A 13,355-nucleotide genomic window follows, 5' to 3' on the forward strand; every position below is an offset into this window, starting at 1 on the left:
CTTCCCGGCTATCTCATTCGCCGTCTGAACAAGGATCCGTCCATGAAAGCGTTCGGCAAAATCCTGGGCATCGTGCTGCTCGTCCTGCTTCTGGCAGTCGTCGCAGGGGGCTTCATCCTCACCCACTTCTTCGACCCGAACGACTACAAGGACGAAATCCGCCAGCTCGCCCGCGACAAGGCCAACGTCGAACTGAACCTACGCGGCGACATCGGCTGGAGCCTGTTCCCCTGGCTCGGCCTGGAACTGCACGACACCAGCGTCGCCACCCTGCAGGCGCCGGACCAGCCGTTCGCCGACGCCCAGCTGCTCGGCTTCTCGGTCCGCGTGCTGCCGCTGCTGCGCAGGCAGGTGCAGATGAGCGACATCCGCGTCGACGGCCTGACCCTCACACTGACCCGCGACAGGAACGGCGCCGGCAACTGGGAAAACATCGGCAAGCCGGCGCAACCGGCCGACGGCGCCCCGGCACCGGCGCCAGCGCCGCAACCCGGCAGCAGCGAGACGCCCCCACCGCCCCCCGGCGACCCCCGCGAGGCGCTGGCCCTGGACATCGACAGCCTGAGCGTGAAGAACTCGCGCATCGACTACACCGACGAGCAGAGCGGCAAGCGCTACAGCGTCGAAGGTATCGACCTCTCCACCGGGCGCATCCGCGAGGGCCGCAGCATACCGCTCAAGCTCAGCGCCTACCTCGGCACCAACCAGCCGGTGGTGCGCGCGCGCACCGAGCTGACCGGCAACCTGCGCTTCGACCGCGCGCTCAAGCGCTACCAGCTGGAGGACGCCAAGCTCTCCGGCGAGGCCTCCGGCGACCAGTTGCAGGGCAAGACCGCGACTTTCGCCGCCCAGGGCCAGCTGCTGGTCGACCAGGCCGCGCAGATCGCCGAATGGCACGGCCTGAAGCTGTCGATCAACCAGCTGCGCGCCATCGGCGAACTGAAGGCGCGCGAACTGGACAAGCAGCCGAAGTTCGACGGCGGCCTGTCCATCGCCCAGTTCAACCTGCGCGAATTCCTCGAAGGCCTCGGCCAGACGCTGCCGGCCATGGCCGACAACAGCACCCTCGGCAAGGTCGAGCTGTCCACCCGCCTGGGCGGCACGCGCAACAGCATCGAGCTGGGCGACCTCAAGCTGAAGCTCGACGACAGCACCTTCAGCGGCAACCTGGCGATCACCGACATCGCCAGGCAGGCCCTGCGCGTGCAGCTCAACGGCGACCGCCTGAACCTCGACCGCTACCTGCCAGCGAAGGCAGTGAAGGCCCAGGAAGCCACCAGCATCAACCGCAAGGCCGAAGTCGACGCCACCGTCGCCAGCGCCACCCAGGGCAACACCCCGCTGCCCAACGCGCCGACCCAGCAGGCCTGGAGCGACGCGGCGGTCCTGCCCATCGCCCGCCTGCGCGCGCTGGACCTGGACGTCGCCCTGAACATCGGCCAGCTGACCCTCGACAAGCTGCCGATCACCGACGCCAGCCTCAAGCTGCAGGGCCGCGGCGGCCAGCTGGAGCTGCAGGACATGCGCGGCGACCTCTACGACGGCCGCTTCAACGCCAAGGCCAGCCTCGACGTGCGCCAGGACGTGGCGCTGCTCAGCGCGCAGAAACACATCGACAACGTGCCGGTGGAGCGCCTCCTCGAATCCCAGGGACAGAAGCCGCCGCTCACCGGCCTGCTCGACCTGGACAGCAACATCACCACCCAGGGCAACAGCCAGAAAGCCTGGATCGACAATCTCAACGGCACCGCCCGCTTCGTCCTGAACAAGGGCGTGCTGCTCAACGCCAACCTGGAGCAGCAGCTCTGCCAGGGTATCGCCACCCTCAACCGCAAGTCCCTGAGCGCGCCCCACGGCGGCAAGGACACGCCGTTCCGCGAGCTCAAGGGCAATCTCACCTTCCGCAACGGCGTCGCCAGCAACCCCGACCTCAAGGCCAGCATCCCCGGCCTGACGGTCAACGCCGACGGCGACATCGACCTGCGCGTGCTCGGCATGGACTACCGCGTCGGCGTGATCATCGAAGGCGACAAGAGCGACATGCCCGACCCGGCCTGCCAGGTGAACCCGCGCTACGTCGGCATCTCCTGGCCGCTGCGCTGCCGCGGCCCGCTGGAACTCGGCGCCAAGGCCTGCCGCCTGGACCAGGACGGCCTCGGCAAGATCGCCGCGCAGCTGGCCGGCCAGAAGCTGAACCAGAAGATCGAAGAGAAGCTCGGCGACAAGGTCAGTCCGGAGCTCAAAGACGCACTCAAAGGGCTGTTCAAGAAAGAATGACGCCGGAACGCTTCCACACCGCCGTGCTCGACTGGTTCGACCGCCACGGCCGCCATGACCTCCCCTGGCAACGGGACATCAACCCGTACCGCGTATGGGTCTCGGAAATCATGCTGCAGCAGACCCAGGTCGGCACCGTGATGGGCTATTACGACCGCTTCATGGACGCGCTGCCCAGCGTGCGCGACCTGGCCGCCGCGCCGGAGGACGAGGTCCTGCACCTGTGGACCGGGCTCGGCTACTACAGCCGCGCGCGCAACCTGCACAAGACCGCGAAGCGGGTGGTCGAGCAGCACGGCGGCGAATTCCCCCGCGACGTCGAGCAGCTCGCCGAACTCCCCGGCATCGGCCGCTCCACCGCCGGCGCCATCGCCAGCATCTCCATGGGCCTGCGCGCACCGATCCTCGACGGCAACGTCAAGCGCGTGCTGGCCCGCTATCTGGCCGCCGACGGCTATCCGGGCGAACCGAAGGTGGCGAAGCAGCTATGGGACGCCGCCGAACGCTTCACCCCGCACGCGCGGGTCAACCACTACACCCAGGCGATGATGGACCTCGGCGCCACCCTCTGCACCCGCACCCGGCCGAGCTGCCTGCTCTGCCCGCTGCGCGAGGGCTGCCGCGCCCACCTGCTCGGCCGCGAGAGCGACTTCCCGGTGCCCAAGCCGCGCAAGGCCCTGCCGCAGAAGCAGACGCTGATGCCGATCCTGGCCAACCGCGACGGCGCCATCCTGCTCTATCGCCGGCCATCCACCGGCCTCTGGGGCGGACTGTGGAGCCTGCCGGAAATGGACGACCTGGCCGATCTCGCCCCCTTCGCCGAACGCCATTCCCTCGACCTCGGCGAACGCCACGAACTACCCGGCCTGACCCACACCTTCAGCCACTTCCAGCTGGCCATCCGGCCCTGGCTGGTGCGCGTGGAAAGCGCCGCCCCCGCCGTGGCCGAGGCCGACTGGCTCTGGTATAACCTCGCCACCCCACCGCGACTCGGCCTCGCCGCTCCGGTGAAAAAGCTGCTCAAACGGGCAGCCGACGCGTTGAAAGCAGGAGAAATGCCATGACCCGACTGGTGATGTGCCGCAAGTACAAAGAAGAACTGCCCGGCCTCGACCGCCCGCCCTACCCCGGCCCCAAGGGCGAGGACATCTACAACAACGTCTCGAAGAAAGCCTGGGACGAGTGGCAGAAGCACCAGACCATGCTGATCAACGAACGCCGGCTGAACATGATGAACGCCGACGACCGCAAGTTCCTCCAGGCCGAGATGGACAAGTTCCTCTCCGGCGAGGAGTACGCCAAGGCCGAGGGCTACGTTCCGCCGAGCGAGTGAAGGAACCCTCACTCGTCGAAACCGGACCTAAGTTTCGGTATTAACTGAAAAATTTTTTCACGGCGCGCTTGACACCCCCCTGCAAAACCCTTTTAATGCGCCCCGTCGCCCAGGTAGCTCAGTTGGTAGAGCAGGGGATTGAAAATCCCCGTGTCGGCGGTTCGATTCCGTCCCTGGGCACCACCTTCAACTTTCAGGTGGTGCCAAAACCACCCGAAAGTCTCAAGAAACCCGCCTAGTGCGGGTTTTTTGTTGTCTGGATTTTTTCCGGCATCTGTCAGTTCAGGGCATTTTGAGGGTACCGCCAGTTCGGCCATCGAAAAGTCCCTGCACCAGCCCAGGGCGCCAGCGCGGCAGGATCGGTCAATACCTCCATTGGCCCGCCCGCAAGCCGACAAGCATTGACAGAAGTCAATCTTCCTCCCGAGGCCATCGCTAAATTCCACAACATCTTGTTGGAATAACATCCAACAAACACATCATGTTGTGTAAGGACGCCAGATGACCACCTCCCATCCCCTTCCCATATCCCTGCGCAAACGCAATGGCCTCGAGGTCGCATTCGATCCCGGCAAGATCCGGCGCGCCATCGCTGCAGCCGGGCAAGCCAGCGGCGAGTTCGGCGAGCGGCACGCGCAGGACCTGGCCGGCACCGTGCTGGAGCGCCTGCCAGCACAAGCGAGCCTGGATATCGAGCAGGTGCAGGACGTCGTCGAACGGGTGCTGATGGAGGCCGGGCACTACCCCACCGCACGCGCCTACATCGTCTACCGCGAACGCCACGGCCGCCTTCGCCGCGAGCGCAAGACGCTGGTGGACGTCGCCGCGTCGATGAACGAGTACCTGTCGCGGGAAGACTGGCGGGTGCGCGCCAACGCCAACCAGGGCTATTCCCTCGGCGGGCTGATCCTCAACGTGTCGGGCAAGGTCACCGCCAACTACTGGCTGGACGAGGTGTACAGCCAGGGCATCGCCATCGCCCACCGCGAGGCCGACCTGCACATCCACGACCTCGACATGCTCGCCGGCTACTGTGCCGGCTGGTCGCTACGCACCCTGCTCAACGAGGGCCTGAACGGTGTGCCGGGGCGGGTCGAGGCCGGGCCGCCGAGGCACCTGTCCAGCGCCCTGGGGCAGATGGTCAACTTCCTCGGCACCCTGCAGAACGAATGGGCCGGCGCCCAGGCCTTCAGCTCCTTCGATACCTACCTCGCGCCCTACGTGCGCAAGGACAACCTCGGTTATGACGAGGTGCGCCAGGCGATCCAGGAGTTCATCTACAACCTCAACGTGCCGTCGCGCTGGGGCACCCAGACGCCCTTCACCAACCTGACCTTCGACTGGGTCTGCCCGGAGGACCTGCGCGAGCAGATTCCCTACGTCGGCGGCGAGGAGATGCCCTTCGCCTATGGCGAGCTGCAGGCCGAGATGGACCTGATCAACCGCGCCTACATCGAGGTGATGCAGGCCGGCGACGCCCACGGCCGGGTATTCACCTTCCCGATCCCGACCTACAACATCACCCACGACTTCCCCTGGGACAGCGACAACGCCACGCGCCTCTTCGAAATGACCGCGCGCTACGGCCTGCCCTACTTCCAGAACTTCCTCAACTCGGACATGCAGCCCAACCAGGTGCGCTCCATGTGCTGCCGCCTGCAGCTGGACGTGCGCGAATTGCTCAAGCGCGGCAACGGCCTGTTCGGCTCGGCGGAACAGACCGGCTCGCTGGGCGTGGTGACCATCAACTGCGCGCGCCTGGGCTACCGCCATCGCGGCGATCTCGCTGGCCTCCATCGCCAGTTGGACCATCTGCTGGAGCTCGCCTTCGACAGCCTGGAGGTGAAGCGCAAGGTGATCCAGCAGCACATGGACGCCGGCCTCTATCCCTACACCAGGCGCTACCTGGGCACCCTGCGCAATCACTTCTCCACCATCGGCGTGAACGGCCTGCACGAGATGCTGCGCAACTTCACCGACGACCGCGAAGGCCTGCATACCGAGGCCGGGCGGCGGATGGCGCTGGAGCTGCTGGACCATGTGCGCGCGCGGCTGGTGGGCTTCCAGGAAGACAGCGGACACCTCTACAACCTCGAAGCCACGCCCGCCGAAGGCACCACCTACCGCTTCGCCCGCGAGGACCGCAAGCGCCACCCGGACATTCTCCAGGCCGGCACGCCGGACGCGCCCTACTACACCAACTCCTCGCAGTTGCCGGTGGGCTTCACCGACGACCCGTTCGAGGCGCTGGAGCTGCAGGACGCCCTGCAGTGCAAGTACACCGGCGGCACCGTGCTGCACCTGTACATGGCCGAGCGCATATCCAGCGCCGAGGCCTGCAAGACGCTGGTGCGCACCGCCCTCGGACGCTTCCGCCTGCCCTATCTGACGGTGACCCCGACCTTCTCCATCTGCCCGGTGCACGGCTACCTGGCCGGCGAGCACGAGTTCTGCCCCAGGTGCGACGAGGCCGCGCTGCAGAAAGCCGCCAGCAGGAGCTGCTGCGGCGGTTGTGGCGGCTGACCCTTCTTCACTTTCATCCACGCAAAAGGAGCACTACCGATGACCGCGAACCAACTGCCCGAAAGCCAGCGCCAGCGCTGCGAAGTCTGGACCCGCGTGATGGGCTATCACCGCCCGGTGTCCGCCTTCAACGCCGGCAAGCAGTCCGAGCACCGCGAACGTCGCCACTTCCGCGAGACGCGATGAGCGCCATGCTCAGGGTCGGGGGCCTGGTGCCCCTGACCACCCTCGACTACCCGGGGCTGCTGGCCTGCGTACTGTTCTGCCAGGGCTGCGCCTGGCGTTGCCGCTACTGCCACAACCCGCAGCTGATCCCCGCCCGGGGCGCCGGGGAAATCGCCTGGCCGGAGGTGCTCGCATTCCTCCAGCGCCGCCGCGGCCTGCTGCAGGCCGTGGTCTTCAGCGGCGGCGAGGCGACGCTCCAGGCCGCACTTCCCGGCGCCATGGACAGGGTGCGCGAACTGGGCTTCCGCGTCGGCCTGCACAGCGCGGGAATCAATCCGCGAGCGCTGGCCCAGGCACTGCCGCGGACGGACTGGGTCGGCTTCGACGTCAAGGCGCTGGCGGGGGACGTCGCATCGATCACCGGCGTGAAAGGCAGCGGCGCAGCCAACTGGCGCAGCCTGGAACTGCTGCTGGAGAGCGGCGTGGCGCACGAGTGCCGGACCACCGTCCATTGGCAGCTATTCGATGTGGAGCGTCTCTGGCGCCTGGCCCGACGCCTGCGGGAAATGGGCGTGGAGCGTTTCGCGGTGCAGCTGGCGCGTGCGACCCACCAGCTCGATCCCGACCTCGAGCTTGCCCCGACGCCGGATGAAGCTCCAGCCCTTTGGCGCAGCCTGGAGCGCCTGTTCCCCAACTTCGAGTTGCGCGATGCATGAGCGGAACTGCGGCCGTCCGAATTAGCCGAGTTTGAGATACGGAAAGCTCTGAATTCCAAATAAACTCTTCTTCATTTCTGCAGCATGCCCTGTAGTACGGGACCTCCAGATTCTATTTTCTAAATAACGAAATCTGGATTTCGAGATAATCCGACATGCCATCCTTCAAGTATCACGACCTGGCACTGCTGACCCCCTCCTTCGACTCGCTCCTGGTGGACCAGTACACGCTGGGGCTCAGCCAGAGCTACCTGCTTCGCGGAGTCGTTCAGGCATTGGCGGGAGCAGGTTTCATTTCTGATCCCATTGCGTAGCCGAGTTTCACCCCTGCACCAGCCAATACCCCACCCCACCCACAACCACCACCGCCCACGCCGGCAACCGTCCACTGAGCAGCGCGGCCAGCGCCAGCAGGACGAAGAGAAAGTCGCCCACACCGAACACCGCGCTGGTCCACACCGGGCGGTACAGCGCCGCCAGCAGCAGACCCACCACCGCCGCATTCACTCCGGCCAGCGCCGCCTGGGCGGAGGGGTTGGTGCGCAGGCGGCTCCACAGCGGGAGCGCGCCGGCAAGCAGGAGGAAGGCCGGCAGGAAGATCGCCACAAGACACAGCAGCCCGCCGCTCCAGCCGCCGGCGTCGTTCTGCAGGGCGGTGCCGACGTAGGCGGAGAAGGCGAACAGCGGCCCCGGCAGCGCCTGCACCACGCCGTAGCCGGAGAGGAAGATGTCCCTGTCCAGCCAGCCGCGGCCGACCACTTCCGCCTGCAGCAACGGCAGCATCACATGGCCGCCGCCGAAGACCAGCGAGCCGGTGCGGTAGAAGGCGTCGAAGGCGGCCAGTTCCGGCTGCGGCCACAGGCGCGCGGCCAGCGGCAGGGCGGCCAGCAGGAGGAAGAACAGGCCGAGGAAACACCGCCCCGCCTTGCGTCCGCGGCCGATCGCCAGGGAGTCGCCGGACGTCACGCCGGGGCTCTGCAACCAGCGCCAGCCGATCAGCCCGGCGGCGGCCATCACCAGCAACTGGCTCAGCGGGAAGGGCCAGAGCAGCAGGACCAGCGCCGATCCCGCCATCAGCGCCAGGCGCTGCCAGCCCCGGCACAGGCTGCGCGCCATCGCCCAGACCGCCTGGGCGACCACCGCGACGGTGACCAGCTTCAGGCCGTGCACCAGTCCATCGGGCAGCGCCTGCCCCGCCGCCGCCACGCCGAGGGCGAGGCAGATCAGCAGCACGGCCGGCGGCAGGGTGAATCCCGCCCACGCCGCCAGCGCGCCCCTGTATCCCCTGCGCGACATACCCAGCGCCATGCCCACCTGGCTGCTGGCCGGGCCGGGGAGGAACTGGCAGAGCGCGACCAGTTCGACGTAATCGCGCTCGCCCAGCCATCCTCGCCGACGCACGAACTCGTCGCGGAACAACGCGAGATGGGCGACCGGCCCGCCGAACGAAATGCAGCCCAGGCGCAGGAAGATGAGGAAGACCTGCCAGGCACTGGCGGGCGGGTGATCGTCGTCGAAGGACATGGCGATGGGGAGTCTCCTGGAACGCAGTCGAGCGCGCGGCGCCCCATCCTGGAGCATCCGCGTGACCGCTGCGCTACGCTCCAGCCGGGGCGCCTGGACGGCAAGGGCACGCTCAGCTCATCTGCAGCCAGTTCGGCAGCGCCAGCGAGAGCCACGGCACATAGGTGACCAGGACCAGGAACAGCAGCAGGATCAGCAGCCAGGGCATGGCGGCGCGGATGGTCGCCGCGAGCGGCATGCCGGTGATCGCCGAGGAGACGAACAGGTTCAGGCCCACCGGCGGCGTGACCAGGCCGATTTCCATGTTCACCACCATGATGATGCCCAGATGGATCGGGTCGATCCCCAGTTTCGTGGCGATGGGGAACAGGATCGGCGCGAGGATCAGGATGATCGCCGACGGCTCCATGAAGGCGCCGGCGATCAGCAGCACGATGTTCACCATCAGCAGGAAGGCCACCGGCGTGAGACCGGCCTCGATCACCCAGGCGGTGATGGCCTGGGGAATCTGCTCGGTGGTCAGCACATGGGCGAACAGCATGGCGTTGGCGATGATGAACATCAGCACGATGCTCAGCCGCGCCGAATCCAGCAGCACCCTCGGCGCCTCGCGCAGGCTCATGTCCTTGTAGACGAACAGCGCGATGAAGGCCGAATAGACCGCCGCGACGGCCGCCGCCTCGGTCGGCGTGAACATGCCGGAGTAGATGCCGCCGAGGATGATCACCATCAGCAGCAGCCCCCACAGGGCCTTGCGCCCGGAGTCCAGCAGTTCGCGCAGGGAGGCTCGCGGCATGGCCGGCAGCTGCTTCTTCACCGCCACCAGGTAGATGGCGACCATCAGCACCACGCCGAGTACCAGCCCCGGCACCACGCCGGCGATGAACAGCCGGCCCACCGAGGTCTCGGTGGCGGCGGCGTAGACCACCATGACGATCGACGGCGGGATGAGGATGCCGAGGGTGCCGGCGTTGCAGATGATGCCGGCGCCGAACGCCTGTGGATAACCGGAACGCACCATTCCCGCGATGGCGATGGAGCCCACCGCCGCCACCGTGGCCGGCGACGAGCCGGAGAGCGCGGCGAACAGCATGCAGGCCAGCACCGCGGCGATGGCCAGGCCGCCGCGGATATGCCCGACGCAGGCATTGGCGAAGTCGATCAGGCGCCGCGCCACGCCGCCGGTGGTCATGAAGGCCCCGGCCAGCAGGAAGAACGGGATCGCCAGCAGGGTGTAGTGCTCGGACGTCTCGAACAGCTTGATCGCCAGCGAGCGCACCGAGTCGGGACTGAACAGCATGATCGTCAGCGCGCCGGACAGCCCGAGGGAAATGGCGATGGGTACGCCCATGAACATGAGCAGGAACAGCAGGAGGAAGAGGAAGGCGATGGTCATTTCCGTTCCTCCGTTTCCCTGGCGAGCTCCAGCGCTTCGGCTGCCTCGTCGGCAAGGCCGAGGCCGGTCTGGCGGTTGCGCAGGATGCGCACCAGTATCTCGGCGAAACGAATGAACATCAGGGCGAAGCCCAGCGGGACGATCAGCCCGATGTGCCACTGCTGGACACCGAAGTGCCCGAGATCCTCGGCGCCGATGGCGGCGACGAACAGGGTCTGCATCCACTCGAAGCTGGCGACGCAGAGCAGGCCGGCATAGCCCAGGCAGAGCAGGCAGGCGATCACGCCGATGATCTTCTGCAACGGCCGCCCGAAGAGCCGGACCAGCACGTCCATGCCGATATGCGCACCGACCCGCACGCCGTAGGACAGGCCGAAGAAGATCAGCCAGGCGAACAGGGCCCTGGTCAGCGCGTTGCTCCAGGTCATCGCCTGGGCCATGGCGAGGATCGCGTCACCGATGGCCAGGAACGTCTCGCTGGCGCCTTCCCAGTGGTCGGCCAGGCTGTAGAACACGCTGTAGAGGTTGTTGAGGACGACGTAGACGAAGGTCACCAGCGTCATCGCCGCCAGGAGGAAGGCGATGAAGCCTTCCTCGAAGTGCTCCCAGACGCGCCGCAATGCGCTCATCGTTGGCATCTCCCGGATAGGGGCCGCGGCCGGCTCCAGCCGGGGCCGGCCGCCGGCGGATCACATCGCCTTGTTGGACGCTTCGGCGGCCTTGATCAGGTCGGCGCCGATCTCCCCTTCGAACTTCTTCCATACCGGCTTCATGGCGTCGCGCCACATGGCCCGCTGCTCGGGAGTGAGTTCGATGATCTCGCTGGTCCTGGCCTCGATGATGCGCTGCTTGTCCCCCTGGTTGAGGGCATCGGCCTGCCGGTTCACCTCCACGGTGACCTCCTCCATGATCTTCGTCAGCTCCGTGCGCACGTCGTCCGGCAGGCCGTTCCAGAACTTGGTGTTGGTGATGACCATGTAGTCGAGCAGGCCGTGGTTGGACTCGGTGATGTACTTCTGCACCTCGTGCATCTTCTGCGAATAGATGTTCGACCAGGGGTTCTCGGCGCCATTGACCACGCCGGTCTGCAGCCCCTGGTAGACCTCGGCGAAGCTCATCTTGCGCGGATTGGCGCGTACCGCCTTGAACTGCTCCTCGAGCACCGCCGAAGCCTGCACGCGGAACTTCAGGCCGCGGGCGTCCTTGGGCTCGCGCAGCGGCTTGTTCGCCGAGAGCTGCTTCATGCCGTTGTGCCAATAGTCCAGACCGGTGATGCCCTTGTCCTGCATCGAAGTGAGCAGGGCGCGGCCTTCGGCGCTCTTCTGGAAGCGGTCCACGGCCGCCAGGTCATCGAACAGGAACGGCAGGTCGAACAGCTGCAGCTTCTTCGTGTACTGCTCGAACTTGGCCAGCGACGGGGCGATGATCTGCACGTCGCCGAGCAGCAGCGCCTCCATCTCCTTGCCGTCGCCGAACAGCGACGAGTTGGGATACACCTCCACCCGCACCTTGCCGGGCAGGCGTTCCTCCGCAAGCTTCTTGAACAACAGCGCTCCCTGGCCCTTCGGCGTGTGCTCGGCCACGACGTGGGAGAACTTGATCACGATGGGATCGGCTGCCTGCGCCAGGCCGGCCAGGCTCATCAGCAGGGCACAGCCCAGCCCCTTGAGAAATGCTTTCGACATTGGTGGGTCCTCTTCTTGTTATCGCTGGCCGCCCACGTCGCACTCCTGACGGGCCGGCACCGCTCGTCGCTGGTTGCAGAGACAGGAGCAAGTCTAGGCGCTCGGGGAGATTCCGTTCCCAAAAGGAAATGCATGCATTCTCAAATGCGAGTCCTTATTATTTCGCACGCCGCTCCCGCCAGAGGTCCGCATCGTGTCCGCTCCGCCCGCCTCCCCGCTCGCCGCGCTCTACCGCAGCCACCACGGCTGGCTGTTCGGCTGGCTGCGCAAGAAGCTCGGCTGCCCGGACAACGCGGCGGACGCCGCCCACGACACCTTCGCCAGGCTGCTCGGCAAGGATGACCTGGCGCAGCTGCAGGAACCGCGCGCCTACCTGCTGGTGGCGGCCAACCGCCTGCTGATCAACCACTACCACCGGCGCCGCGTGGAGGAGGAAACCCTGCGCAGCATGGCGCTGCTGATGGAGCAGCAGGACGAGCGGAGTCCCGAACGCATCGCCGCCCAGCACCATCTGCTCGGCAAGGTGCTGCTGCTCCTGCTGGAGGAACTGGAGCCCAAGCCGCGCACGGCCTTCCTGATGGCGCGGCTGGAGGGCTGTTCCTACGCCGAGATCGCCCGCCATCTGCAGGTTTCCGAAAGCAGTGTGAAGCAGTACCTGGCGAAGACCCTGGCACACCTGCACGGCCGCCTCTACGACGCTCTGGCCGAGGGGGATGGCGCATGAGCGGGCACTCTCCAGCCGGCCACCTTCCATCCGAGCTTGGCCGCATCCGCGAAGAGGCCGCCGACTGGCTGCTGCGCCTGGAGGATTCCTCGGCGCAGACCCTCGCCGAATTCGAAGCCTGGCGCGGCGCCGATCCACGCCACGCGCAGGTGTTCGAGCAGATCCAGCGCCTCTGGCAGGCCCTGCAGCCGGCGCCGAAACGCCGGCCGCCGCGCGCCGTGGCGCTCGCCCTGGCGCTGGCGATTCCCGCGTTGCTGCTGCTCGGCCAGGCGCCGGCGGTGCGTCCGTGGCTGGCCGACCAGCGCAGCGGCAGCGGCGAAATCCGCCGGATCGAACTGGAAGACGGCAGCTACCTCATGCTGAACAGCAATTCCGCGGTGAACATCCGTTACGACGGCCGGCAGCGGCGCATCGAACTGGTTGCCGGCGAGGTGCTGGCCGAGGTGCGCCGCGATCCGCTCGGCCGGCCGTTCCTGATCAGCGACCGCGACGGCGAAGTGCGCGCGCTCGGCACCCGCTATCTGGTGCGCCAGGACGACGACGGCAGCCGCGCGGCGGTGCTCGAATCGAAGGTCAGCGTCAGCAGCGCCGACGCCGTGCAGACGCTGAATGCCGGCGAGCAGGCGCGCTTCGACGCCGGACGTATCGGCCCGGTGGAAGCGGTGACGGCGGAAACCGCGGCCTGGTCGCGCAACCAGCTGGTGTTCCACGACCGGCCGCTGGGCGAGGTGCTGGCGGAACTGCAGCGGCATCGGCATGGGCTGATCTGGTCGTCCGGCGACGCGCTGGAAAGCCTGCGCTTCACCGGCGTGCTGCCGCTTGCCGACAGCGATGCGGCGCTGCGCCTGCTGGAGGCGAGCCTGCCGATCCGCCTGGAGCGGCACAGCGCTTATCTGGTGCGGGTGGTGCCGCGCTGAGGTGTGGGTATCGGCGGATAACGTGGAACGTTATCCGCCCTACGAAAGCCGACAGCCCCTGTAGGAGCGGGCTTGCTCGCGAAGCTCTTTCCCGT

General features: G+C 67.0%; 12 protein-coding genes and 1 tRNA gene. 9 read left to right on the plus strand and 4 right to left on the minus strand.

Translation table 11 applies throughout. From position 1 onward, the window contains the following. The first annotated feature begins 42 nt into the window (after positions 1 to 42). From BLR75_RS17325 to BLR75_RS17355, 7 genes are all read left to right on the plus strand, one after another. The gene (locus tag BLR75_RS17325) at positions 43 to 2,277 is read left to right on the plus strand and encodes an AsmA family protein (protein ID WP_084311736.1); all 2,235 of its coding nucleotides are present in this window, start codon (positions 43 to 45) and stop codon (positions 2,275 to 2,277) included. Then, positions 2,274 to 3,341 (plus strand): A/G-specific adenine glycosylase, encoded by a 1,068-nt coding sequence (mutY, locus tag BLR75_RS17330; protein WP_084311735.1) that lies wholly within the window; start codon positions 2,274 to 2,276, stop codon positions 3,339 to 3,341. Before BLR75_RS17325 ends, mutY begins: the two co-directional genes overlap by 4 nt. After that, positions 3,338 to 3,610: an oxidative damage protection protein gene (locus tag BLR75_RS17335; protein ID WP_084311734.1), complete on the plus strand. Its 273-nt coding sequence runs from the start codon at positions 3,338 to 3,340 to the stop codon at positions 3,608 to 3,610. The genes mutY and BLR75_RS17335 overlap by 4 nt, the downstream gene beginning before the upstream one ends. A 107-nt stretch (positions 3,611 to 3,717) precedes the next feature. Next, positions 3,718 to 3,793, plus strand: a tRNA-Phe gene (locus BLR75_RS17340). A gap of 318 nt (positions 3,794 to 4,111) precedes the next feature. After that, positions 4,112 to 6,133: a ribonucleoside triphosphate reductase gene (locus BLR75_RS17345; protein WP_084311733.1), complete on the plus strand. Its 2,022-nt coding sequence runs from the start codon at positions 4,112 to 4,114 to the stop codon at positions 6,131 to 6,133. A 39-nt stretch (positions 6,134 to 6,172) separates the two neighbouring features. Continuing rightward, positions 6,173 to 6,319 (plus strand): anaerobic ribonucleoside-triphosphate reductase, encoded by a 147-nt coding sequence (gene nrdD / locus BLR75_RS27265; protein ID WP_024766965.1) that lies wholly within the window; start codon positions 6,173 to 6,175, stop codon positions 6,317 to 6,319. Further along, complete coding sequence (locus BLR75_RS17355; RefSeq protein ID WP_084311732.1) at positions 6,316 to 7,014, plus strand: anaerobic ribonucleoside-triphosphate reductase activating protein; 699 nt, start codon at positions 6,316 to 6,318, stop codon at positions 7,012 to 7,014. The genes nrdD and BLR75_RS17355 overlap by 4 nt, the downstream gene beginning before the upstream one ends. Positions 7,015 to 7,335: 321 nt before the next feature. Here BLR75_RS17355 and chrA read toward each other — a convergent pair whose 3' ends face one another. The 4 genes from chrA to dctP form a co-directional block, all read right to left on the minus strand. Further along, a complete protein-coding gene (chrA, locus tag BLR75_RS17360; protein ID WP_084311731.1) occupies positions 7,336 to 8,538 on the minus strand; it encodes a chromate efflux transporter in 1,203 nt (400 codons plus the stop codon). 112 nt (positions 8,539 to 8,650) lie between these two features. After that, entirely contained in the window at positions 8,651 to 9,934 is a 1,284-nt protein-coding gene (dctM, locus tag BLR75_RS17365; RefSeq protein WP_084311730.1) for a C4-dicarboxylate TRAP transporter large permease protein DctM, read from the minus strand. After that, the gene (locus BLR75_RS17370) at positions 9,931 to 10,563 is read right to left on the minus strand and encodes a TRAP transporter small permease (RefSeq protein WP_084311729.1); all 633 of its coding nucleotides are present in this window, start codon (positions 10,561 to 10,563) and stop codon (positions 9,931 to 9,933) included. The genes dctM and BLR75_RS17370 overlap by 4 nt, the downstream gene beginning before the upstream one ends. Positions 10,564 to 10,623: 60 nt before the next feature. Next, entirely contained in the window at positions 10,624 to 11,619 is a 996-nt protein-coding gene (dctP, locus tag BLR75_RS17375) for a C4-dicarboxylate TRAP substrate-binding protein DctP (RefSeq protein WP_084311728.1), read from the minus strand. Positions 11,620 to 11,812: 193 nt separating this feature from the next. Here dctP and BLR75_RS17380 point away from each other — a divergent pair, with 193 nt between their 5' ends. Both BLR75_RS17380 and BLR75_RS17385 read left to right on the plus strand, forming a co-directional pair. Then, a complete protein-coding gene (locus tag BLR75_RS17380) occupies positions 11,813 to 12,343 on the plus strand; it encodes a sigma-70 family RNA polymerase sigma factor (protein ID WP_084311727.1) in 531 nt (176 codons plus the stop codon). Continuing rightward, positions 12,340 to 13,260 (plus strand): FecR family protein, encoded by a 921-nt coding sequence (locus tag BLR75_RS17385; protein ID WP_084311726.1) that lies wholly within the window; start codon positions 12,340 to 12,342, stop codon positions 13,258 to 13,260. The genes BLR75_RS17380 and BLR75_RS17385 overlap by 4 nt, the downstream gene beginning before the upstream one ends. The last annotated feature ends 95 nt before the right edge of the window (positions 13,261 to 13,355 follow it).

It is taken from the genome of Pseudomonas jinjuensis (genome assembly GCF_900103845.1).
Lineage (GTDB): Bacteria > Pseudomonadota > Gammaproteobacteria > Pseudomonadales > Pseudomonadaceae > Pseudomonas > Pseudomonas jinjuensis.